The organism is Arthrobacter sp. P1_B11, assembly GCF_056406715.1.
Genome location: NZ_JBFTZQ010000045.1, coordinates 1 through 21,473 on the forward strand (window position 1 = coordinate 1; position 21,473 = coordinate 21,473).

General features: G+C 65.6%; 19 protein-coding genes and 1 pseudogene. 8 read left to right on the top strand and 12 right to left on the bottom strand.

All coding sequences use genetic code 11. The features are described 5' to 3' along the window. Together AC1D14_RS21785 and AC1D14_RS21790 are read right to left on the bottom strand one after the other, a co-directional pair. Positions 1–291, bottom strand: a 291-nt coding sequence (locus AC1D14_RS21785; protein WP_476969163.1) for a phage holin family protein, incomplete at its 3' end; no start/stop codon positions are given. Continuing rightward, positions 288–1,202, bottom strand: coding sequence for a hypothetical protein (locus AC1D14_RS21790; RefSeq protein WP_230117074.1), 915 nt, complete (start codon positions 1,200–1,202; stop codon positions 288–290). The genes AC1D14_RS21790 and AC1D14_RS21785, both read right to left, overlap by 4 nt. 420 nt (positions 1,203–1,622) lie before the next feature. Here AC1D14_RS21790 and AC1D14_RS21795 point away from each other — a divergent pair, with 420 nt between their 5' ends. Continuing rightward, complete coding sequence (locus AC1D14_RS21795; RefSeq protein ID WP_476969164.1) at positions 1,623–2,540, top strand: PRC and DUF2382 domain-containing protein; 918 nt, start codon at positions 1,623–1,625, stop codon at positions 2,538–2,540. A 100-nt stretch (positions 2,541–2,640) separates the two neighbouring features. After that, positions 2,641–3,177 (top strand): MarR family winged helix-turn-helix transcriptional regulator, encoded by a 537-nt coding sequence (locus AC1D14_RS21800; RefSeq protein WP_230117076.1) that lies wholly within the window; start codon positions 2,641–2,643, stop codon positions 3,175–3,177. A gap of 77 nt (positions 3,178–3,254) precedes the next feature. Here the strand turns inward: AC1D14_RS21800 and AC1D14_RS21805 are convergent, their stop codons facing one another. Continuing rightward, entirely contained in the window at positions 3,255–3,467 is a 213-nt protein-coding gene (locus AC1D14_RS21805) for a hypothetical protein (protein ID WP_230117077.1), read from the bottom strand. 88 nt (positions 3,468–3,555) lie between these two features. Further along, positions 3,556–4,572: a hypothetical protein gene (locus AC1D14_RS21810; protein WP_476969165.1), complete on the bottom strand. Its 1,017-nt coding sequence runs from the start codon at positions 4,570–4,572 to the stop codon at positions 3,556–3,558. 166 nt (positions 4,573–4,738) lie between these two features. Here AC1D14_RS21810 and AC1D14_RS21815 point away from each other — a divergent pair, with 166 nt between their 5' ends. Further along, positions 4,739–4,918 carry a hypothetical protein gene (locus tag AC1D14_RS21815; protein WP_230117184.1) on the top strand — a complete coding sequence of 60 codons (180 nt, stop codon included), beginning with the start codon at positions 4,739–4,741 and terminating at the stop codon, positions 4,916–4,918. Positions 4,919–5,128: 210 nt separating this feature from the next. Here AC1D14_RS21815 and AC1D14_RS21820 read toward each other — a convergent pair whose 3' ends face one another. After that, positions 5,129–5,524: a DUF4383 domain-containing protein gene (locus AC1D14_RS21820; protein ID WP_476880985.1), complete on the bottom strand. Its 396-nt coding sequence runs from the start codon at positions 5,522–5,524 to the stop codon at positions 5,129–5,131. A 240-nt stretch (positions 5,525–5,764) separates the two neighbouring features. Here AC1D14_RS21820 and AC1D14_RS21825 point away from each other — a divergent pair, with 240 nt between their 5' ends. After that, on the top strand, positions 5,765–7,084 hold the full coding sequence (locus AC1D14_RS21825; RefSeq protein WP_230117185.1) for a cell division protein PerM: 1,320 nt from the start codon (positions 5,765–5,767) through the stop codon (positions 7,082–7,084). Between the two features lie 9 nt (positions 7,085–7,093). Here the strand turns inward: AC1D14_RS21825 and AC1D14_RS21830 are convergent, their stop codons facing one another. Further along, positions 7,094–7,525, bottom strand: a complete 432-nt coding sequence (locus AC1D14_RS21830; protein WP_230117080.1) for a hypothetical protein — start codon at positions 7,523–7,525, stop codon at positions 7,094–7,096. Positions 7,526–7,564: 39 nt separating this feature from the next. Between AC1D14_RS21830 and purN the strand changes: the two genes are divergently transcribed. Then, positions 7,565–8,140 carry a phosphoribosylglycinamide formyltransferase gene (purN, locus tag AC1D14_RS21835; RefSeq protein WP_230117081.1) on the top strand — a complete coding sequence of 192 codons (576 nt, stop codon included), beginning with the start codon at positions 7,565–7,567 and terminating at the stop codon, positions 8,138–8,140. Positions 8,141–8,149: 9 nt separating this feature from the next. Here the strand turns inward: purN and AC1D14_RS21840 are convergent, their stop codons facing one another. After that, entirely contained in the window at positions 8,150–9,502 is a 1,353-nt protein-coding gene (locus AC1D14_RS21840) for an MFS transporter (RefSeq protein WP_230117082.1), read from the bottom strand. Positions 9,503–9,654: 152 nt separating this feature from the next. Between AC1D14_RS21840 and purH the strand changes: the two genes are divergently transcribed. Continuing rightward, positions 9,655–11,325, top strand: a complete 1,671-nt coding sequence (gene purH / locus AC1D14_RS21845) for a bifunctional phosphoribosylaminoimidazolecarboxamide formyltransferase/IMP cyclohydrolase (protein ID WP_230117083.1) — start codon at positions 9,655–9,657, stop codon at positions 11,323–11,325. 310 nt (positions 11,326–11,635) lie between these two features. Here purH and AC1D14_RS21850 read toward each other — a convergent pair whose 3' ends face one another. Beyond that, positions 11,636–12,652: a trypsin-like serine peptidase gene (locus tag AC1D14_RS21850; protein WP_230117084.1), complete on the bottom strand. Its 1,017-nt coding sequence runs from the start codon at positions 12,650–12,652 to the stop codon at positions 11,636–11,638. Between the two features lie 378 nt (positions 12,653–13,030). On the opposite strand from AC1D14_RS21850, the gene AC1D14_RS21855 reads away from it, so the two are divergent. Continuing rightward, complete coding sequence (locus tag AC1D14_RS21855) at positions 13,031–15,250, top strand: NADP-dependent isocitrate dehydrogenase (protein WP_476969166.1); 2,220 nt, start codon at positions 13,031–13,033, stop codon at positions 15,248–15,250. Positions 15,251–15,369: 119 nt separating this feature from the next. Here AC1D14_RS21855 and AC1D14_RS21860 read toward each other — a convergent pair whose 3' ends face one another. Next, positions 15,370–16,191, bottom strand: coding sequence for an SRPBCC family protein (locus AC1D14_RS21860; RefSeq protein ID WP_230117086.1), 822 nt, complete (start codon positions 16,189–16,191; stop codon positions 15,370–15,372). Positions 16,192–16,448: 257 nt separating this feature from the next. Between AC1D14_RS21860 and AC1D14_RS21865 the strand changes: the two genes are divergently transcribed. Next, positions 16,449–18,680, top strand: a complete 2,232-nt coding sequence (locus AC1D14_RS21865; protein ID WP_476969167.1) for a catalase — start codon at positions 16,449–16,451, stop codon at positions 18,678–18,680. A 103-nt stretch (positions 18,681–18,783) separates the two neighbouring features. On the opposite strand, the gene AC1D14_RS21870 is transcribed toward AC1D14_RS21865, so the two are convergent. The 3 genes and pseudogenes from AC1D14_RS21870 to AC1D14_RS21880 form a co-directional block, all read right to left on the bottom strand. Beyond that, complete coding sequence (locus tag AC1D14_RS21870) at positions 18,784–19,284, bottom strand: mucin-associated surface protein (protein ID WP_230117088.1); 501 nt, start codon at positions 19,282–19,284, stop codon at positions 18,784–18,786. After that, positions 19,281–20,474, bottom strand: a complete 1,194-nt coding sequence (locus AC1D14_RS21875; RefSeq protein WP_230117089.1) for a serine/threonine-protein kinase — start codon at positions 20,472–20,474, stop codon at positions 19,281–19,283. Before AC1D14_RS21875 ends, AC1D14_RS21870 begins: the two co-directional genes overlap by 4 nt. Positions 20,475–20,698: 224 nt before the next feature. Then, positions 20,699–21,473, bottom strand: a pseudogene (locus tag AC1D14_RS21880) (hypothetical protein); the annotation flags it as partial.

The following is a 21,473-nucleotide window of genomic DNA, read 5'->3' on the forward strand; positions in this document are numbered from 1 at the left end:
AACGACGACGGCGGACCAGCCGAGGCCCATCAGTTCACCGAGGGCGTACCAGAGGGCGATGGACAGGAACAGGAGCACGAAGTGCCCGGCCACGCCGGCGCCGGCGAGCATGCCGCCGCCCTTGCCGGCCCGGGTGCCGGACTGCTTCAGTTCGGCCTTGGCGAGTTCTATTTCCTGCCTGATCAGGGTGGACAGGTCCCGGGTGACTTCACCCAGGAGATCTCCCAGGGACGTCGAATCCGCCTTGGCGTGCGCGGCAGTGGAGTGGGTCTCCGGTATTTGGCTGCTCACAGGTGGCGTCCTTCGCCTTCGGCAAAGGGGTCATCGACGTCACGCAGCGGAACTCCTGCCGGGGAACCTCCCGGAAGGGTCTGCGCCGAAGCCGGACCTGCCATGCCGGGCCGAGCGGGCTCCCCGAAAGCAGGCTCGCCGAAAGCGGGCTCCCCGGCGGCCGGTTCGCCGTACGCGGGGGTGCCATAGGTCTGCTCCCCGTAGGCCGGCTCGCCGAAGGCGGGCTCACCGAGTGCGGATTCGTCGTAGAACGGCTCACCTATGCCGGCTCCGACTGCGGTTTCCGTGACGGGCGGCTGAACCGGCTGGGGCGGAACGGCGGTGCCGGTTGCCGGGGTAGCGGCGGGGGCCCCGGCCTGCAGGCTCCTGCCCAGGCGGCCCGCAAGGACGCCTGCGCCGGCAGCGAGGAGCAGGAAGGTGCCCGGGCGCTGGCGGGCAAAGGACTTCACTTCGTCCAGCAGCGACCCCGGATCCCTGTTGTCCAGCCATGATGCTACGGACTGTGAGCGCTCTGCGGCCTGGCGGACGAGGTCCGAGGCGACGCCGGGCTGATCCGAGGCGTTGGCCATGGTGTGCAGTTCGCCGGAAATGGACCGAAGTCCCTCGGCTACCTTCTGCTGCTGGGTGCCGGCCTGGCTTGTCAGATCGGACTTCGCCTGGTGCAGGAGATCCTTGGCATTGGTCTTCACTTCGGAAGCCACATTTGCTGCCTCGGCCTTGGCGGTGCCTGCCACATTCTGGGCGGCGCCGGCGGCCTGGCCAGCCACATTGGCGGCTTCTTCCTTCGCCGTGTCGGTCTTCGAGGCTGACGCCGGGCTCCCGGAGGAGACGCCCGAGCCGTAAGCCGGTGAGTTCGGTGTAGCCGGGGGAACCGTGAGGCTCCCGTCCTGCGGCCATTGGTTCTCTGTCATCTTCGCTCTCTCTTTCCGAAAGGGTCAGCTGCTGTTCAGAACCAGCGTTGCTGGCATGCAATGGTAAGCATGTTTACTAATAAATAGTAAGCACCCTTGTCTTTTTTCTTGACTTGCGATGGAGATTTCGGGATTGCTGCCGCTTTCAGTGGGCGCCGCCGCCGCGTCACCAGGGCCGGCGCCTCCTTGCTTGCCGGCCTTCCGAAAACATTAAAATGCTAAGCAGGCTTGCCAATACGATAGTAAGCATGCTTAGGGTGTAGATGCGAGGTTGACCTTCAGAAATCTCTCCAGCGGACCGCCGGTTTCCTCAGCCAGAGGTATCCCTGCCGCCGGGCCGCACCGGCAAAGCGCCCGCAACACCAGGGCGTACAGCCAGCAAGCCAGTTGCACCAATAGTCAAGATCCAAGGAGACAAGAATGCTCACCAAGGAACATATCGACGACCTGCTCCAGCGGGATGGAGACATCCTCTCCACTGACGGGGGCAAGATTGGCTCTATCGGCCAGATCTACGCGGATGACGACAACGGCCAGCCCACATGGGTGACGGTGCGGACGGGCCTCTTCGGGACTTCCGAGTCCTTCGTTCCCCTTGAAGGCGCCCGCATCGATGGCGACAACATCGTGGTCCCTTACTCGAAGGAACAGGTCAAGGACGCGCCGCGGGTGGACACAGACGGCCACCTTGAGCCTTCGGAGGAGGAACGTCTGTACGACCACTATCAGCTCAGCGGCGGCGGGACCTACCCGGAGGTCGCATCCGGCACGGACGCCACATCAGGTCGGGGCACTGGCGGTGTCATCGACCGCGACACCGAGTCCTCGAACACAGAGCGGTACTCGAACACGGAGCGGTACTCGAACACAGAGCGCGACGCCGGCTTTGCTGCAAGTGGCGGCACCTACAACGCAGCGGACGAATCAGGCACGGTGGGCCGGGACACTTCGGTCCCCACCACGGACGACGCCATGACTCGTTCCGAGGAGCGCCTCAACGTGGGCACCGAGAGGCAGGCCACCGGCCGGGCGCGGCTGCGCAAGTACGTGACGACGGAAAATGTCACGCAGACGGTACCGGTGCGTCGTGAGGAAGTACGGGTGGAACGCGAACCCATCACGGACGGAAACGCAGGTGCCGCAATGGGCGGCCCGGACCTCAGCGAAGAGGAACACGAGGTCATCCTCCACGAAGAACGGCCGGTCGTGGACAAGGAGACTGTGCCCGTGGAACGGGTCCGCCTGGACACCGAAACCGTCACGGACGAGGTCACAGTTGATGAGGAAGTCCGCAAGGAGCGCATTGAGACCGACGGCGTTGACGACACCCGTCGCTGACACGCAAAGCACGGGGGCCGGGCGGTCCCGGCCCCCGTGGTCGCTGCGGCCGGGGCATTGCTCCTGACCAACTCAGGCTCGAGAAGGAAGGACGGAACCGATGGTCCCGAATGCTGACGCCGAGCCGTGGGGGCCCCATCACTTGCTGTCCATGGCCGCCCGGCTCATCCAGCGCCGACAGGATCAGGCCCTTGCTGACCTGGGCCTCACCCATGCGGCCGTCATCGCCCTTCAAGGCCTCGCGGCCGGGCCGCTCAACCAGGAGCGGCTTGCCGCCGACATCAAAGTTCGCAGCCAATCGCTGGGCAGGGTGCTCGCGCGGCTTGAGGGAGCCGGGCTTGTTTCCCGCCGGTCCAGTTCCACGGACCGGCGCAGCAACGAGGTGGCGATAACGGAAGCCGGGCTGCAGGCTCTGGCGGCAGCCCGGAGAGTGGAGAAGGAGGCCCTGCCTCCGGACATGGTTGGCGGCACTGTGCTCAGCCGGGAGCTCTCGCGGGTCATCAGCTACTTTCCCGGTCCGCCCAAGGCGGAGGCAGTCCGTTCGGAGAAAACAGAACCGGACGAAGTGCGCCCAGATGAATCAGTGGCTGAGACCGCAGAGAAGGCGGGGCCGCCGGAAAGCAGTCCGGAAAACTGAATGCGAATAAGCGCTGCCCTCGCGCCACCGCCTGGTGGAGCGGGGGCAGTGCTTTTTACTGCTTTCTTCTCGTGTTTTCAAGACCCGGCAGCGAGGCTGCCCTTGGCCATCGGGTCCGGCCAATTGCCGATGAAACCGGCCATCGGGTCGGGCCAATTGCCGATGCGTCCGCGCATGGGGTCGGGCCAGTTGCCGATGCCGGCGCGGGAAGGGCCGGAGTGGCTGTGCGCGCTTCCGGACGAGGGCAGGGGGCAACGGGAGGCAGCGAGCATCGAGGCGTGGGTAGACATGACATGTTCTCCTTGACTGAACTTTGGGATCCGTACGCCGGTGGCGCAGGTGGTCGTTTCTGCCGTGATGAAGGCAGAGTTGACCTGTTCAGTCGGGGGAAGACCCCGGATCGAATGCCGGACTGGAAGGAAGGGCAGTGGCGGCGTCGAGGACGCGCGCCCCGAGGTCCCGGGAGAAGTTGCGCCACGCCCCTGTGACATCTGCAGCCTGCCCGCCGGGGCCGTCAGAGCCCGAGAGCGAGGAACCGGACTCGCCCTGTGTCGCGGCGAGGTAGGCGTGCTCCGGGGCGAGCGGGGTGTGCACGAGCGGTCGCGCATGGAGTGTGACTGCCGCCAGGGGGCGTCCCGAGGACGTCATGGCAAGCTGCGCCAGCGTCTGGCCGCGTGAATCGGAGTCCGCAAAGTTGGCTCCGGGTGATGCCGGTGCGGCGTTCTTTGCGACGGATACGCTTCCCGTCGTGGACGGTGCCTCAACCACGGAAGCCGCCGGAGCTTTGGGTTCACCAATTGACGGCGAAGGAACCGCCGCCGCCGGGCGTTCGGCGTCGGGAGCGGGAACCGGCCGCGGCTCCGAGGGGAGCGGTGTGGGAACGGTAGGAACGTCCACAGACGGGACCTGGACCTCAGGAATGGTGACGCCCGGAACAGGGACTACCGGTACGGTGACGCCCGGGACCTGGACCTCGGGAATGGTGACGCCCGGGACCTGGACCTCGGGAACGGTGACGCCCGGAACCGGGATCTGTGGCAGACGCGGATCTACTGAGGCAAGGGTATTATTTACGGTGCCAATGACTTTGTCGACCTCGGACAGCACCGGCGCGGCCGTTCGGGTGACGGTGGAAACCACCCCCGATGCCTTCCCGATGACTGCCTCGGCAGAGTCGGTCACCGCTGAGATCGCTGCGTCACCGGCCAGGCCGGACCTGAGGGGCTTGGCGAGTAATGATCCGGAATTCAGCGACTCTGAACTGAGCGCTCCGGTGTCCGGAGACGATGCCGTCGCCGTTCCTGCACCCCAGATGAGCCAAGCCAGCGCGATCACTGCGGGCAGCAGGAGCGCGCGCAACGATATGGCGCAAAGAAGACGCAGGCTGCTGCCCATTCCGATTCACCCCCCAGAGGCAATGGGAGATCAGCATATGCCCGGGCGCCGGTTCCGTCCAGAGTCAAAAATATTCGCCTGCTTACTATCGGCAGGCTGGCGGGCAGAACAACCCTGATGGCAATGCCCGTTCCGCCGTAAAATTGATGTCAGAGGTGTTGGAGTGATGTCTGGATCGATCGTCGTCGTCCTGGTAATCCTTGCCGTAATTGCAGCGCTGGCAATCATCGGCACGGTCGTGGTGGTGTTGCGCGACGGTCGCGGCAATGTCCCGTCCGAACCGCCTCAACGGCCCTGGACGGCGGGCAATCTGCCGAGCCTGCCGTACTCCCTGATCCGCTTCTAAACGCAAGGGACGCCGTCGAACCGCCGGACCCGGCGCGGGTCTCACGACGCTCCGCCACGAGGTCCGGTTCAGCTCAGAGAGCCCGGACACAAAGTTGGTGCAGCTGCCCACGGACTTTCGTGTGGCACCTGCACCAACCGGTAGTACGAATACTCAGATTAGATATCTACTCATTCGCGGCTCCTAGTTCCCGGGCGTTCGCGTTCCGGGTTATTTCCTGTCCTCGGCCAGATGCCGCGAGAACATCCAGCCGGCGGCAATCATCAGTACACCCACCACCAGGAGGGTCCAGCTGTCCGTCATGTTCAGCGACAGGAAATTGGCCGCCGAATCCACGCCGACACTGAGCCCGTAGATGCTGAGGATGATGTACAGCGCCCCGGCGCCCATGAGGAACCTGCGCGCACCCATTTCATTGCGTGACATGGCCCAGCCGGTTCCGCCGATGACCAGCTGCACAATGTTGAGCAGCATGGATACCTGGAACAGGCCTAGGAACATGGCGTGCGAATCAGGCCCAAGGAACATCATTTCGCCATAACGTGCGGTAACACCAGGGATGAACCCCAGGACACCAACCACCAACGCGACAATACCAACACCCATGCCAACGTTCTGGACATCTGTCCGACCAAAGTGAACGCCGTGTGCATGTGGGGATGCGGTAGTCATTTTCTGCCTCCAACCACTGATTGCGGACACAGTAATTTTACGTCGGTACGCCCGAAAAAGCGCTGGGCGTTGCCTGCATAGAAGCCTGCCCGGATTCACTCCGGCCTGTCTTCTGCCGGCATTGAGCCTGTCGAAAACAGGAGAGCCAGGCCGCCCGTGGCACGATGGGACACGATGAAACTGCGCGCTGATCAGACCGGAGACCGTGGCCTTCCCATGCCCTTGTGGCTGCAGGGCGGGCTGGAGTCGGCCCAGGCGGCGATAATTTCCGCGCTGGTGGTCGTCGCCCCTATCGTGGCCGTGTGGGCAACGTCCGGTTTCCAGGACACACACGTCGACGTATTGGCGCGGCTTGCCGGCCAGGCCTGGCTGGTCATTCACGGGGTGCCCCTGTACCTGACCATCGTCGCCGAGGGGGCTGCGGCACGGCCGGAAACGGGCACGCTCTCGCTGATTCCCCTGGGCCTGACGCTGATACCGTTCCTGCTGGCCTGGCGGGCGGGCCGGCGCCTGGCCCGGGCCTCCTATACTGACCAGCTCTGGCAGGCGCTGCTGGGGTCCTGGCTCGTTTATTCTGCCTTCGGTGTGGCCACGGGATTTGTCTGCCGCACGGACGACGTTGGGGTCTTCCTCTGGTGGGCCGCGCTACTGCCGCTGGTTCCCTTTGCCCTGGGCATGGTGATCGGTGCGCGGCGCGAGGCTGGCTCGTGGAGCCGCCTGATCGGCGTCGACGCCGTTGACTGGATCGCCCGGACCAGCCAGCATTCACGCTGGGCGGGATCGTACTTGGCCTCTGCCGCGAAGGCCGGGTTCTTGGCCATCATGGCGGCGCTCGCCCTGTCGGCGGCCCTGCTGGCGGTGGATCTCGTCATCCACTGGAACCTGGTGGTGGCTGTATATGAAGGGCTCAACGCCGGGGCCATGGGAGGCGCGGTCCTCACCATCGCGCAGCTCGGCTTCATTCCCAACCTTGCCGTCTTCGCGCTCGCCTGGGTGTCCGGCTCGGGCTTCGCCCTCGGTGCTGGTTCACAGGTGGGCCCGCTGGGCACCGCAGCCGGGCCGCTTCCATCAGTACCCGTGCTTGCAGCAATTCCCGCCGGACCGCTGGATTACGGCCTCGTGGCGCTGGTGGTGCCGGTACTCGCCGGTGTCCTGGCCGGCTGGTGGTTCCTGCGTGAAGGCGAGAACCACCTCGACGAGTGGCTGTCCATCAAGGTCCGCGTCCGCTGGTTCACGGCCGCAGCCTCCACGCTGTTCCTCGGCATCATCATAGGCGTCGCCGCCGGCCTGCTGGCCGGCGTCCTGGCGTGGATCGCGGGCGGCTCGGCCGGAATCGGCCGGCTCACGGAGATCGGTCCCGACCCCTTGTGGACGGCAGTCTGGGTGGCAGCGGAAGCGGGCATCGGCGTCGTCGTCGGTTACGCAGCCGGGCCGTGGCTGGAACGCCGCCAGCAACTGCGGGAAGCCGACCTCGGGACGGCACCGGGCAAGTAGCCCGTACGGTCAGCGGAACTGGCCGGGCATCGAGTTCTCAAGCTGGGCGCGGCAGTCGTTGCTCGCCTGGCTGGTCAGGGCGTGGCGGGCGCACTGCTGGTAGTCACGCACTTGGTTGAAGAACAAGGCGGAGGCCAGCACCAGCAGCACCATCACGGCGGACACCACCAGGCCCGAGATGGTTCCGAAGAGCACCAGCCTGGATTCCTTGAGCCTGACGGCACGGATGAGCACCATGATTCCCAGGATGATCCCGGCCACGGTCAGGATTGACGCCAGCCACAGGTAGCCGACGTCCAGCTGGAAGACGAAGAACGAGCCCAGCACCGCCACGATGAACATGCGAAAGAGGGTGTGCGTCTTCAGCAGCGAGGACTTTGCGTCCTCGCTGAGCGGATGCCTTGTCCGCTGTGAGCCGTTCGGGCCGGGGGTGGGGTTCATGTTTTCCAGCCTACGCGAGCAGCCGCATAAGCTGGAGCAATGCGCATCGTAGTCCTCGTCTCCGGAACCGGCTCCAACCTCCAGGCTGTCATCGACGCAGTGCAAGCGGGGGAGCTGGACGTGGAGATCGCCGCGGTGGGGGCGGACCGGCCGGGAACGTTCGGGGTGGAGCGCTCGGCCGACGCCGGGATCGACACGTTCGTGGTGGACTTCAAGGCCTACGCGGACCGTGCCGCCTGGAACGCCGCCCTAACGGAAGCCGTGGAGGCGTACCAGCCGGACGTTGTGGTTTCCTCCGGTTTCATGCGGATCGTGAGCCCGGAATTCATCGACGCGTTCGACGGGAAATACCTCAACACGCACCCCGCCCTGCTGCCGTCCTTCCCGGGCGCCCACGGTGTGCGGGATGCCATGGCCTACGGCGTGAAGGTGACGGGCTGCACCGTTCACTGGGCTGACGCGGGCGTGGACACGGGGCCCATCATCGCCCAGGAAGCCGTGGCCATCGAGCAAGGCGACACCGAAGACACCCTGCATGAACGCATCAAGGTGGTGGAACGCCGGCTTCTGGTGTCCACCCTCGCCGAGCTGGCCGCGGCGCACACTCCGAACTAGCTCGAAGCGCTATTCGAGGCGGCGCTGCCTGGTTTCGGGGGAGAAGAACATCATCCACAGCACGGCCAGCACCACCAGGCCGCCGGCGAGGGCGAACGATGTGGCCAGACCCAGCTCGGGCCAGAAGTAGTTCGCGAAGATCAGCGGGCCGAAGCCCGCGCCCAGCCGCGAGAACGTGGACGCCCAGCCGAAGCCGGTGCCGCGCAGCTCCGTGGGGTACAGCTCGGAGACGTAGGTGTAGAGCACCGGAATGGCCACCTGCACCACGAAGCCGAACACCAGCAGCCAGACCACGGCCGCCGTCGGAATGTCCACCACAAAGGCCACGATCACCAGTGCCAGGGCGGACAGCGGTCCGGTGACGGCCAGCAGCCACTTGCGGCCTATCCGCTCCACCAGCAGCGCCGCTGCCACCACGCCAAGAAGTCCGACGGCGGCCATCCCCGCCGTCGTAAGGAACGCCTTGTACTCGGCGAACCCAGCGCCGATCAGAATCCGGGGCATCCAGGTCAGGGACAGGTAGTAGACCAGCAGGATGCTGAAGAACAGGGCCCAGGCGGTGGCGGTGATTTTCCAGTTGAACTGCCAGACGCCGCGCAGCTGCTGCCAGGCGCTGCCGGCCGAAAGGCGCGGGACGGCCCCGGGATCGGGCAGGCTGTAGGCGCGAGGCTCCGCGCCGGTGGCCAGGACCAGATCGTCGATGACCTTGGCGGCTTCCTCACGGCGGCCCTTGCGGATGAGGAACAAGGGCGATTCGGGGACGCTGCGGCGGATCCAGAAAACCAGCAGGGCCGGCAGCACCATCACCAGCATGGTCAGTCGCCAGTCCGCGAAGGCCGCCACCAGCCCCGCCGAAACGAAGCCGCACAGCGCGGCTCCCACGGGCCACCACCCGTCCATGGCGGTGAGGACCCTGCCGCGCTGCCGGCGCGGAGTGAACTCGCCCACGAGCGCGTAGTCCACGGGGATACAGCCGCCCAGACCGAATCCGGCCATGAAGCGGAAGACGCAAAACCAGACAAAGTCGGGGGAGAACGCCCCGAAAACGGTGAACAGCGAGAAGATCAGCAGCGTGGCCGTGAAGGCCTTCTTGCGCCCGATGGTGTCGGCGATGGTGCCCCAGATAAACGCACCGAGCGCCATGCCGATCAGGTTGGCCGTGCCGATCCAGCCGGCCTCGCCGGGGGTGAGCTGCCAGTGGGTGGACAGCAGCGGAATCAGGATGCCGTTCAGCGTCACGTCCCAGGCATCAAACATGAATCCAAGGCCGCCGATCACGAAAATCCGGCCCTGCACCTTCCAGCGCCACGGCAGTTCCTGGACCACCTGTTCGCCGCTGGGCACAGTGGTGTAAGTGTTCATCTCGGCCTCCTGTTAAAACCTTACGTTGCGGCGCTCCGGAAGTGCGCGGCCTTCACACTCGGGCGGGCAGGAAGGACACGTCCGGCAACGCGATAAACTGGCCCTATCCCCACCAACCGCGGCAACAACCGCGTAAAAAGACGGAGACCTTTGTGAGCTTCACGCAGCTAGACCGTGTTCCCATCCGCCGAGCCCTGATCTCGGTTTACGACAAGACCGGTCTGGAGGAGCTGGCCAAGGGCCTGCACGCAGCAGGCGTCAAGATCGTCTCGACCGGCTCCACGGCCAAGAAGATCGCCGCGGCCGGCATCCCGGTCCAGGAAGTCGAGGAAGTCACCGGCTCTCCGGAAATGCTGGATGGCCGCGTCAAGACCCTCCATCCGCGCGTGCACGGCGGCATCCTGGCCGACCGCCGCGTTCCGGCCCACATGGATACCCTCGCCAACATGGAGATCGAAACCTTCGACCTCGTGGTGGTGAACCTTTACCCGTTCGTTGAGACCGTCAAGTCCGGCGCCGCCCAGGACGACGTGGTGGAGCAGATCGATATCGGTGGCCCCGCGATGGTGCGATCCGCCGCGAAGAACCACGCCGCCGTCGCGATTGTGGTTGATCCCACGTTCTACGGTGAGGTTGTCCGCGCCGCCGGTGAAGGCGGCTTCGACCTGAAGACCCGGCGCCGGCTGGCCGCCAAGGCCTTCGCGCACACCGCCACCTACGACAACGCCGTGGCCACCTGGACGGCGAGCCAGTTCCTGGACGAAGACGGCGACGGCATCATTGACTGGCCGGCCTACGCCGGCCTTGCGCTGGAACGCTCCGAAGTTCTCCGCTACGGCGAAAACCCGCACCAGCAGGCCGCCCTGTACGTGGACAGGGCAGCCCCCGCCGGCATCGCCCAGGCCGACCAGCTGCACGGCAAGGCCATGAGCTACAACAACTTCGTGGATGCCGACGCCGCCCTGCGCGCAGCCTACGACTTCACCGAGCCCGCCGTCGCCATCATCAAGCACGCCAACCCGTGCGGTGTGGCCGTCGGTTCGGACTCAGCCGAAGACCCGATCGCGGACGCCCACGCCAAGGCGCACGCCTGCGACCCTGTCTCCGCCTTCGGCGGCGTAATCGCAGCCAACCGCACAGTCACTGCCGGCATGGCCCGCACCGTGGCCGGCATCTTCACCGAAGTGGTCATCGCCCCCGGCTTCGAGCCCGAAGCCGTCGAGATCCTCTCCAAGAAGAAGAACATCCGCCTCCTGTCCCTCCCGGAGGGCTACGGCCGCTACCCGGCAGAAATCCGCCAAGTCTCCGGCGGCGTTCTGGTCCAGGTCTCCGACAAGGTGGACGCCGAAGGCGACAACCCCGCCAACTGGACCCTCGCCGCCGGTGAAGCTGCGGACGAGGCCACGCTGGCCGACCTCGCCTTCGCCTGGACCGCCTGCCGGGCAGCCAAGTCCAATGCCATCCTGCTCGCCGCTGACGGCGCTGCCGTGGGCATCGGCATGGGCCAGGTCAACCGCCTGGACTCCTGCAAGCTTGCCGTTGAGCGCGCCAACAGCCTGGGCGTCACCGTGACGTCCGACGTCGACGCCGCCGGCGGCGCCGCCGGCGGCGACGCGAGCGGGGCGCCGGAGCGTGCCCGCGGCGCCGTGGCTGCCTCGGACGCGTTCTTCCCGTTCGCCGACGGCCTGCAGATACTGGTCGACGCCGGCGTCCGCGCCGTGGTCCAGCCCGGCGGTTCCGTCCGGGACGATGAGGTCATCGCGGCAGCCAACGCGGCAGGCATCACGATGTACTTCACGGGCGCGCGCCACTTCTTCCACTAGCGCGCAGTTTCCACTAGAACGCGGTGAAACGTCGACGGCGGTTGCCCCCTTATGGGGACAACCGCCGTCGGGCTTTAACTTGATTCAGCCGTCCTCAGGTGACGGTCCTGCTTCACCTTGGAGGCCTGGTTCACTTTGTGGGCCGGGTTCCCCTTGAGGGTCCGGTCGGCCTTGAGGGTCCGGGAGCCGGACCTCACGCGGTTTCGCTTCCGCCATCCGCTCCGGCGTCCAGTACTCCAGAATTTCTTCCGGGGTCTGGCTGGCGTCGGAGCGGCTTACCGGGTCCTCCTCGTCGGGTCGCGGACCGTCCTTACTTGGTGGCCGATGCACTCTTGTAGGCCTGCTGGATTGTGTCGCCCCAGTAAGGACCGAACATCGTTGTGGAGCGCGTGCCATAGCCATAGCTGTTGATGGAGTTCTGGAACGCCGTAGCGTCCGAGCCCATGAACCATGGCCCGCCCGAGGAACCGCCGGTCATGTCGCAAGGAATGCCTTGGGTGTCGAACTGGGGGTTGATGACGTCATTGGCTGACTTGCCGGTGCAGCTCACAAGGGTCTGGCCGGTAAACGGTGCGGCGGCCGGGTAACCATACGACTTGTAATTCAGTCCGCGTGCCTGGTTGAAAGCGACACCCGAGGCGCCTGCGACGTCGGCAAGGTTCTGGCCGTTGAGTTGGGAAACGACCGCGAAGCCGGTGTCATACTGCATGTTTCCGTCGCCGCTCCATTGCTTCGGCGCAAACAGCGCCTTGGCCGGCCATTTGCCGAGGGGTGCCGCACCGTCCTTGTACTGCGGAACGAAGACAAAGTTGGTGGCGAAGGCGCCCGGGCCCTCATTCACGCAGTGTCCGGCCGTGGAGACGGTGCTCTTGTTGGTCGAAACCACGGAGTTCCCGGAGCACACGAAGTTGGCGCCCCCGAGGGTGAAGAACACCTTCCCGATGTGGTTTACCGGAAGCTCATCCTTGTGCAGTGCGGTTGTCTTGCTGGCCTTTCCGGACGTGCCGGCGATTTTGGTGCTGGAACCCTTCTCCTCCACGCTGGGGCCGGAATTGGTGCCTTTGGAGTTTTGCCGGGCAACCGCCCGGTCAGCCAGCACATCGCCGGGAATGGCGGCGCGCATGCGCTCGGGCGTCCAATAACCTGCCGTGGTTGCACCCGAGACGGTGGTGGTTGCACTCGCGACGGTGGAGGTGGCGACCTGCGGCTGGCCCGAATCCTGCGACTTTGAAGGAGAGGCCGTTGCGCCGCCAGCTGCGGACAGCGCCAGCAGCAAGCCTGCTGAAAGGCTTATGAGGCTAGTGGCCAGAGACTTTGTGCTCGTCATTGTGGTCCTACCGATCGGGGTGGGGCGGGCGATGGTGCTGCCCGCCGAGTGACGGATTGAACCTACCCGGGTATGACAAGCTCTGTAGATAGACATTTCAAGTTATGTATTCCAGGTAGGGGTAATGCGCTCTGCCCCTGCCGCAAGGGGTTACTGAATGACGTTCAGCCGCCTAAGCGGTTTTCTTCCATGACCTAAAGATAAAGGTCCGCCGGGCTGGGGACAATGGGATTGGTCACCTTGGGGGCGTGGCGTGAGGTCACGGAACGGGATCCGGCCGCTCGGGTGGGGTTCAACGCGGCGTCCTCGGGTAAGTTAAAGGTTGGTGAAATAGACCGGATTCCATATACAAGCCGACCTCCAGGGAGACGCCCGAGCATGGCCAAAATTATCTATACCCACACCGACGAAGCGCCGATGTTGGCTACATATTCGTTCCTGCCGATCGTTGAGGCTTTCGCTTCCACGGCAGGTGTGCAGGTGGAGACCCGCGACATTTCGCTGGCCGGCCGCATCATCGCTGTCTTTGGCGACTACCTCACCGAAGAGCAGCAGATCGGCGACGCCCTGGCTGAGCTCGGGGGCCTGGCGAAGAAGCCGGAAGCCAACATCATCAAACTTCCCAACATCAGCGCCTCCGTGCCGCAGCTGAAGGCCGCCATCGCAGAGCTGCAGGCCAAGGGCTACAACCTGCCGGACTACCCGGACAACCCGTCCTCCGATGAAGAGACCGTCATCCGCTCCCGCTACGACAAGATCAAGGGCTCCGCCGTGAACCCGGTCCTGCGCGAGGGCAACTCCGACCGCCGCGCTCCGCTGTCCGTGAAAAACTACGCCCGCCAGAACCCACACTCCATGGGCGCATGGTCTTCCGAGTCGAAAACCAACGTTGCGCACATGGAAGAAAATGACTTCCGTTCCAACGAAAAGACCGTGGTGATCCCGGCTGACGGCACCATCGAGATCCAGCTGGTCCGCGAAGACGGCACGGTCAAGGTCCTCAAGAAGGCGTTCCCCGTCCTCGCCGGCGAAGTGATCGACGGCACCGTGATGCGCGCCGCGGCCCTCGACGAGTTCCTCGCGGCCCAGGTGGTGCGCGCCAAGGAAGAAGGCGTGCTCTTCTCGGCACACCTGAAGGCCACCATGATGAAGGTCTCGGACCCCATCATCTTCGGCCACGTGGTCAAGGCCTACTTCTCCGAACTGTTCGACACCTACGGCAAGCAGCTCGCCGCCGCCGGCATCAGCCCCAACAACGGACTTGCCGCGGTCCTCAACGGGCTTGAAGACCTTCCGGAGGACGTCCGCGAGGGCGTCCAGGCCGCGATCAAGAAGGGCCTGGAAGAAGGCCCGGCGCTGGCCATGGTCGATTCTGATAAGGGCATCACCAGCCTGCACGTCCCGAGCGACATCATCGTGGACGCCTCGATGCCGGCCATGATCCGCAGCTCCGGCCACATGTGGGGACCGGACGGCAAGGAAGCCGACACTCTGGCAGTTCTCCCGGACAGCTCCTACGCCGGCATCTACCAGGTTGTCATCGACGATTGCCGTGCCAATGGTGCCTTCGACCCCACCACCATGGGCACGGTGCCGAACGTCGGCCTCATGGCCCAGGCCGCAGAGGAGTACGGCAGCCACGACAAGACCTTCGAGATCCAGGTCCCCGGCAAGGTCCAGATCGTTGACGGTTCCGGAGCGGTCCTGGTCGAGCACGAGGTGGCCCCGGGTGACATCTGGCGCGCCTGCCAGACCAAGGACCTGCCGATCCGCGACTGGGTCAAGCTGGCCGTGACCCGCGCCCGCGCGTCCAACACACCTGCCGTCTTCTGGCTGGACGAAGACCGCGCCCACGACGCCAAGCTCATCGAAAAGGTCCGTGAATACCTCAAGGAGCACGACACTGAGGGCCTGCAGATCGAGATCATGTCTCCGGACAAGGCCACGGCCTTCACCCTGGAGCGCATCCGCAAGGGCGAGGACACCATCTCCGTGTCCGGCAACGTGCTGCGCGACTACCTGACGGACCTCTTCCCGATCCTCGAACTTGGTACCAGCGCCAAGATGCTCTCCGTGGTTCCGCTGATCAACGGCGGCGGCCTTTTCGAGACCGGGGCAGGCGGATCCGCTCCGAAGCACGTCCAGCAGCTGCTGAACGAAAACCACCTCCGCTGGGACAGCCTCGGCGAATTCCTGGCCCTCGCTGTCAGCTTCGAGCACCTGGCCACGTCCACTGACAACGCCCGTGCACAGGTGCTCGCGGACACGCTGGACCGTGCAACCGGCACGTTCCTGCTGGAGAACAAGTCCCCGAAGCGCAAGGTCGGTGAACTCGACAACCGCGGCAGCCACTTCTACCTGGCCCTGTACTGGGCGCAGGAGCTGGCCAAGCAGACCGAGGATGGCGAACTGGCAGCGTCCTTCTCCGCCATCGCCGAGGCCCTCGCCTCCAACGAGGACGCCATTGTTTCCGAACTGCTGAGCGTCCAGGGTTCGCCCGTGGACATTGGTGGCTACTACCGCCCGGACGCAGAGAAGGCCGCTGCTGTCATGCGTCCGTCCGCGACGCTCAACAAGGTTGTCGCGAGCCTGAGCTAGCGCCTACACTCTCAACAGATCAGGAGCGCCCCGCCACTCGAGKGGCGGGGCGCTTCTGCTTTAGTTTGTTCTGACCGTCCGGGTTAGCCCGGCCGGCTCAGCCGGGCCGGACGAACCGGTTAGCGGTCCGGGGTTTCGTCCCGCCGGGTGTCACCCCTGGTGTCTATCCGGGGCTCACCTGCTTCCGTGTCGCCATAGGGGGCGTCGACCGCCATGTCAGGATCCGCATCCACCGGCCTTTCGGTGGCTGCGGTGTCGTAGCCGTCACCGGATTCGTAGGTGCGGCCGGGGGTCGCGTCCATTCCGGGTCCGGCCGCATAGCCCGTGCCGTCGTCGTCTGTCCCGTAGCTACCGGCCGGAGCAGCGCCGGCCGCCCCCACTCCAGCGCCGGAAGCCCCGGCTACTCCGGCAGCCCCGGCTACTCCGGCAGCCCCGGCCCCTCCGGCGGCCGCAGCGGTACCCGTTGGCCCGGCTGTGTCTTCGACGTCGCCGTCGCGGACACTTTCACGCCACGCGCCGGTTTCGGAGTCCTGGCTCTCGATGTATTTCTTGAACTTCTTCAGGTCCGAGGCAACCTGGCGGGAATCCAGGCCCAGGGCGGCGCCAGCCTTCTCCACCGCGGAATCCGGTTCCCAGGTGAGTTCGACATTGACCTTGGTCTGCTCAGGTCCCAGGGACTCGAACCATACGGTTCCTGCGTTGCGGGGCTCGTTCAGGCTCTCCCAGCTGACACGCTGGTCAGGCTCCTGCACGGTGATCTGGGCGTCGTATTCACGCTTGACGCCGGCGATGCTTGTCTCGAAATGAACGGTGGTGTCATCGAGCTGGCGCACCGCGTCAACGCCGCTCATGAAGTGCGGGAAGTCCTCGAACTGCGTCCATTGGTTGTAGGCCTTGGTCACGGGGACATCGACGTCGATGGATTCCTGAACAGTTGCCATGCGTAGTTCACTCCTTCAGGGAGCGGGCGGTCAGCCCGCGGTTCTGATAGCTGCACGTTCGGTGGAACATCTCCAAGCTAGTCCGAAGCGCGATGCAATTGAAGAGAGACAGTACCTTTGCTGACCAAGACGGCGTCCATCGAAAAACGGACCTCGGTTGTGGCCTGAAGGCATATTCCATAGAGTGCTAAGCAGGCTTAGCTTTTCTATTGTGTGCCGAATCTTGCCAAGGCTGTCCAAGATAGAAGGAGCATTTCATGTCAGCAGAGACCAACATCAATATCCCTGGTGCGCCCGCTCCCGAGCCTCCCAGCGCCGAGGAGCCCACAACGTCCCGGGAGCCGTTACCTCCCAAGCCTGACCAACAGGGGCCCGAGGCAGTGTCCCCAACCGGCACCCCCACCGGCGCCCCAGCCAATTCCCGGGCGCAGTCCGGCCAGTACCTTACGACCGCGCAAGGACTGCGGCTCAGCGACACTGACCATTCCCTGAAGGCAGGCTCGCGTGGTCCCATCCTGCTGCAGGATCACCATCTCCGCGAGAAAATCACGCATTTCGACCACGAGCGGATCCCCGAGCGGGTCGTCCACGCCCGTGGCGCCGGCGCGCACGGAATCTTCAGGTCGTATGGAACGGCTGCCAAAATCACCCGGGCGGGCTTCCTGGCCAAGGACGTGGAGACCCCCGTGTTCGTGAGGTTCTCCACCGTCCTGGGCTCGAGGGGGTCCGCAGATACGGTGCGGGACTCCCGGGGATTCTCCACCAAGTTCTACACCGACGAAGGCACCTACGACCTTGTCGGCAACAACATCCCGGTGTTCTTCATCCAGGACGGCATCAAGTTCCCGGACGTTGTCCACGCGGCCAAACCGCACCCGGACCGCGAGATCCCGCAGGCCCAGAGCGCCCACGACACCTTCTGGGACTTCGTCTCGATTCACACTGAGGCCCAGGCGCACACGATGTGGAACATGTCCGACCGCGGTATCCCGCGTTCCTACCGGACCATGGAAGGTTTCGGCGTTCACACTTTCCGCTTGGTGGATGCCGAGGGCGGCACCACGCTCGTCAAATTCCACTGGAAGCCCAAGCAGGGCGTGCACTCTCTGGTCTGGGAAGAAGCCCAGATCATCAACGGCATGGACCCCGACTTCCACCGCAGGGATCTTGCCGACGCCATCGAGGCAGGCGCCTACCCGGAGTGGGAGCTGGGAATCCAGACTTTCCCGGACACCGAAGATCAGATGTTCGAGGGGATCGACCTCCTGGACCCCACGAAGTTCGTGCCCGAGGAACTCGCGCCCGTGCAGCCCATCGGTCTCATGGCACTCAACGCCAACCCGGTCAACTACTTTGCGGAGACAGAGCAGGTTGCTTTCCACCCCGGCCACCTGGTTCCCGGAATCGATGTCACCAACGATCCGCTCCTTCAGGTCCGGCTGTTCTCCTACCTTGACACGCAGATCTCCCGGCTTGGCGGTCCCAACTTCGGCCAGATCCCCATTAACCGTCCGCAGGCTCCCGTGAACGACATGCTGCGGGACGGCATGCACCAGACGGCCGTTCACGGGGGAGTCGCCCCGTACCGGCCGAATTCGCTGGACGGCGGGTGCCCCTTCAAAGCCGGGCAGGATCTGGGCGCGTTCGCGGAGGTTCCGGAAGCGATTGCGGAGGCCATCAAGGAGCGGAAGTCTCCGGCGAGCTTTGACGACCATTTCAGCCAGCCGCGGCTGTTCTTCCGCAGCCTGACGCCGGTGGAGCAGGAGCACGTGATCCAGGCGTATACGTTCGAACTGGGCAAGTGCTACGAGAAGGTGATCCGGGAGCGGCAGCTGCTTGCCCTGGCCAATATCGATTCCAGGCTGTGCGCGGCGGTGGCGCAGGGACTTGGCATGCCGGCGCCCGAGGCCACTGAGGCAGTGCCTGACGCGGATCCGAGCCCAGCCCTGTCCCAGCTCGGGCAGACCTGGCCCGTTGCCGGCCGGGTAGTGGGTATCGTCGCGGACGGATCCAGCGATCTTGATTCCGTGCGCGCAGCACGCAAGACCCTTCACGCCGCCGGAATCGTTCCGCTGGTGATCGCGCCCGTGGGAGGAACCCTCGGCGCGGAGAACGACGGCGGGATCCCGGTTCAGCGGACCTATCTCACCGCGCGCTCCACGGAGTTCGACGCAGTCGTTGTGGCGGGCTCCGGCGCCCCCGCCGACAATGCTGAGCCGGGGCTCGATGCCAAGGCCGGCGAACCGGGTGCCTCGCTTGATCCCCGGGTGGTGCTCCTGCTGTCTGAGGCCTTCCGTCATGCCAAGGCAATCGGGGCATGGGGATCAGGTGCCGCGGGAGTGGATGCAGCCAGCATCACGGAGGACGCAGCCGGCGTAGTGCTGGGCGACGGTCCGGAAGATGTCCTGCCCACTATCCAGGAACTGCTGGCAGCGCACCGGACGTGGGAGCGTTTCCCGGCGTCTGCCGCAGGACCGCAGAACACTTAACAGGCCAGCTGCCTGCTGAAGGCCGGGCAGGCAGGAAGCACCGCCGTCGTGCGTTCCTGCCTGCCCGGCTCTTAAACTGCGCTGACCGGCGACGTCGCGCAGACTACCCCTTGCCTTTGTCCGATCCCTTGCCCTTTTCGCCCTGCCCTGACTTGCCCTGCCCGGAGCCCGGCTGTCCGCCGGTGGCCGGCGCGGGCGCCGGGGAGACGACAACCGGTGAAGTCGTTGCGGGAGACGCGGGAGGAGCGGCCTTGGCCGTGGCCTTCGTGGCCGCCTGCACGGCCGCGAGGTCGGCGCGCACCGCGTTGACGGCCACCGTGATGCTCTGGTGGCGCCGGAAGGAAACCTGGCCGGCGGCAGCGGCGGCGTCGAGCTCCAACGTCAGCTGGTCAAGGGACTTGAGTGCGGCGGCCGGATTCTTCCCCGCGGCTGCCTTGGTGACAGCCAGCACGCGCTGCTGCAGTTGCCCCGCGGCAGCGGTCTCCAACTCCGCGGCAGTGCCGCCGCAGCCCGCAAGGCTGACGGCAAGCGCGCCGGCGGCGAGAGCCGACAACGCGCTGCTCCGCCGGATGCCCTGCGGGCGCAACCCGGCGTGCGGGATCACGGCTGAACGCTCTTTTGCAGCTCAGCGAGATGATCACCCATGGTTCCGGTCACCTTGGGATACGTCACGACGTCGGGCGTTTTTGGGGCCATTACGGCGGCGGTCACCGCCGCTCCACCGGCGAGCAGGGCGGCAGCGGCGACGGCGGACGCCAGCCAGACGCGCCGGCTGGGCCTCTTGCCGTCCCGGCGTGTGTCGCTGTTCTGCCGTGCGGTGGCAGTGTCTTCAGCGGGCTCTTCGGTCTGGGCGTAGCCTTCCGGAAGCACTGACGACGGCAGCCGCGACGGCAGGGCGGGCAGGACACGGGTATGCTCCTCGGCCACGTCGCCCGGCACGGATTCCGGCGAAACCAGGGCCTGGCGCAGAGCGACCTCCAGGTCTGCGGCGGTGGGTCTGTCCAGTGGATCGAGGGCTGTCATGGAGGCCAGAAGGTGCTGCCACTCTGCCGGGAGGTCCGCGGGAAGCTCGGGTGCGCGGTGCAGCCGGGCAACCGCTGATTCCACTGCGCTGCCCGGATATTCCACGGTTCCCTTGATGCATTCCAGCAGCACGAGGCCCAGGGAGTAGATGTCCGTGGCCGGCGACAGCGGCGAGCCCATGGCCTGTTCCGGGCTCAGGTACGCCGCGGTGCCCACCATGGTACCGGTCGCCGTGAGCCGGGTGCCGTCGACGATCCGGGCGATGCCGAAGTCGGTCAGCTTGGGCCGCACTGGTTCTCCCGGGCGCACCTGTACGAGAAGGATATTGGCCGGTTTGATATCGCGGTGGATGATGCCCAGACCGTGCACATACGCCAGCGCGTCGGCGACCCCGGCTCCGATCACGGCCAGCTCCTCGAGCGGAACCCGGCTGTGGCGGAGGCGGCCCCGAAGGTCCTGGCCCGCCACGAGTTCCATCGTGAGGAACGGCCGCGGCTGGTCAGGCACACGGGTGTCCACGCCGGCGTCGAACAGTGTCACGAGGCTCGGATGGTTGAGCGTGGCGAGCAGCTTGATCTCGGCTTCCTGACGCTTGAGCTCATCCGCGTCAGCAGCCTGAGGAGCGAAGAGCTTCAGCGCCACGTCCCTGCCGAGGTTCTCGTCCCGGGCCGTGTAGACCGATGACATGCCTCCGCGGCCAATTATTTCTCCGAGCCTGTAGCGGCCGTCCAGCACATCAGCCGTCATCCCGCTGGGCGAATCTTCCAACACTTTGCCGTCCTTATCCGCAGTGGGTCCCGTTAAGGGTAATACGCGCGCGGAGCGGAGGACGCCGAGATGCCGCAGGGGATGCCCCGAACGGGCCAGCCCCGGACACGGCCTTATCGGCAGTCCGGCTTCGGAGCGTCCAAGGACCAGTCGAAGCCGGACCGCCGATATGGGTCCGTTGTGCTCAGCCCGGACGCGCGGTCCCGGCTGATTATTCCTTCAGGGGGCTATGCCTTCTTCCTCCGGATGACCATCAGCATTCCGATGGCAAGGAGTGCGAGGGCGAGGGGCAGCAGGCCAGCGTCTGCGCCGGTGTTGGCGAGGGACTGCGTGGCGCCTACTGTCTGGCCGGAGCCCATGGCTGCCGCGGACGTGTTGGCTGCCATTGACGAGTCCGTTGTCATTGAACCCGCAGGCAGGACAACGATTCCGGATCCGGTCCCGCCGGTGGCAAGGGCTCCGGAGTCCGATCCCGTTGCGGTGCCGGAGCTGTCGGTGGTGCCGGTGCCGGGGTCCGAGGTGCCGGTGCCGGTTCCGCCGGTGCCGGGGTCCGGGGTGCCGGTGCCGTCGGTGGTGCCGGCGTCCGTTCCGGATCCGTCTGCAGGATCGGATCCCGTTCCGGATCCGTCCGTGGGATCTGACGCAGGGGGTGTGGTGCCCGTGTCAGTACCGAGGTGGACGCCAAGGTCGATACCCAGACCAAGGGAAGTACCCGTCCCGGTGCCAAGGGTGACGTCGACGGTGCCTTCGGCTGCCGCGCCGCCATCGCCCAGGAGACSCGTTTCGCCGAGGTTGACGTCGACGRKGGCGTYSGCTGCGGGGATGGTTTCGGTGCCTGCGCCGGTGGTGTTGCCGAGGTTGACGTCGACGGTGGCGTCGACGGTGCCTTCGGCTGCCGCGCCGCCATCGCCCAGGAGACGCGTTTCGCCGAGGTTGACGTCGACGAGGGCGTCCGCTGCGGGGATGGTTTCGGTGCCTGCGCCGGTGGTGTTGCCGAGGTTG

Bases quoted from the DNA above. Each gene is read 5' to 3' on its own strand.
- AC1D14_RS21790 (WP_230117074.1), bottom strand. From the start codon at position 1,202: ATGACAGAGAACCAATGGCCGCAGGACGGGAGCCTCACGGTTCCCCCG.
- AC1D14_RS21795 (WP_476969164.1), top strand. From the start codon at position 1,623: ATGCTCACCAAGGAACATATCGACGACCTGCTCCAGCGGGATGGAGAC.
- AC1D14_RS21800 (WP_230117076.1), top strand. From the start codon at position 2,641: ATGGTCCCGAATGCTGACGCCGAGCCGTGGGGGCCCCATCACTTGCTG.
- AC1D14_RS21805 (WP_230117077.1), bottom strand. From the start codon at position 3,467: ATGTCTACCCACGCCTCGATGCTCGCTGCCTCCCGTTGCCCCCTGCCC.
- AC1D14_RS21810 (WP_476969165.1), bottom strand. From the start codon at position 4,572: ATGGGCAGCAGCCTGCGTCTTCTTTGCGCCATATCGTTGCGCGCGCTC.
- AC1D14_RS21815 (WP_230117184.1), top strand. From the start codon at position 4,739: ATGTCTGGATCGATCGTCGTCGTCCTGGTAATCCTTGCCGTAATTGCA.
- AC1D14_RS21820 (WP_476880985.1), bottom strand. From the start codon at position 5,524: ATGGGTGTTGGTATTGTCGCGTTGGTGGTTGGTGTCCTGGGGTTCATC.
- AC1D14_RS21825 (WP_230117185.1), top strand. From the start codon at position 5,765: ATGAAACTGCGCGCTGATCAGACCGGAGACCGTGGCCTTCCCATGCCC.
- AC1D14_RS21830 (WP_230117080.1), bottom strand. From the start codon at position 7,525: ATGAACCCCACCCCCGGCCCGAACGGCTCACAGCGGACAAGGCATCCG.
- purN (WP_230117081.1), top strand. From the start codon at position 7,565: ATGCGCATCGTAGTCCTCGTCTCCGGAACCGGCTCCAACCTCCAGGCT.
- AC1D14_RS21840 (WP_230117082.1), bottom strand. From the start codon at position 9,502: ATGAACACTTACACCACTGTGCCCAGCGGCGAACAGGTGGTCCAGGAA.
- AC1D14_RS21850 (WP_230117084.1), bottom strand. From the start codon at position 12,652: ATGACGAGCACAAAGTCTCTGGCCACTAGCCTCATAAGCCTTTCAGCA.
- AC1D14_RS21855 (WP_476969166.1), top strand. From the start codon at position 13,031: ATGGCCAAAATTATCTATACCCACACCGACGAAGCGCCGATGTTGGCT.
- AC1D14_RS21860 (WP_230117086.1), bottom strand. From the start codon at position 16,191: ATGGCAACTGTTCAGGAATCCATCGACGTCGATGTCCCCGTGACCAAG.
- AC1D14_RS21865 (WP_476969167.1), top strand. From the start codon at position 16,449: ATGTCAGCAGAGACCAACATCAATATCCCTGGTGCGCCCGCTCCCGAG.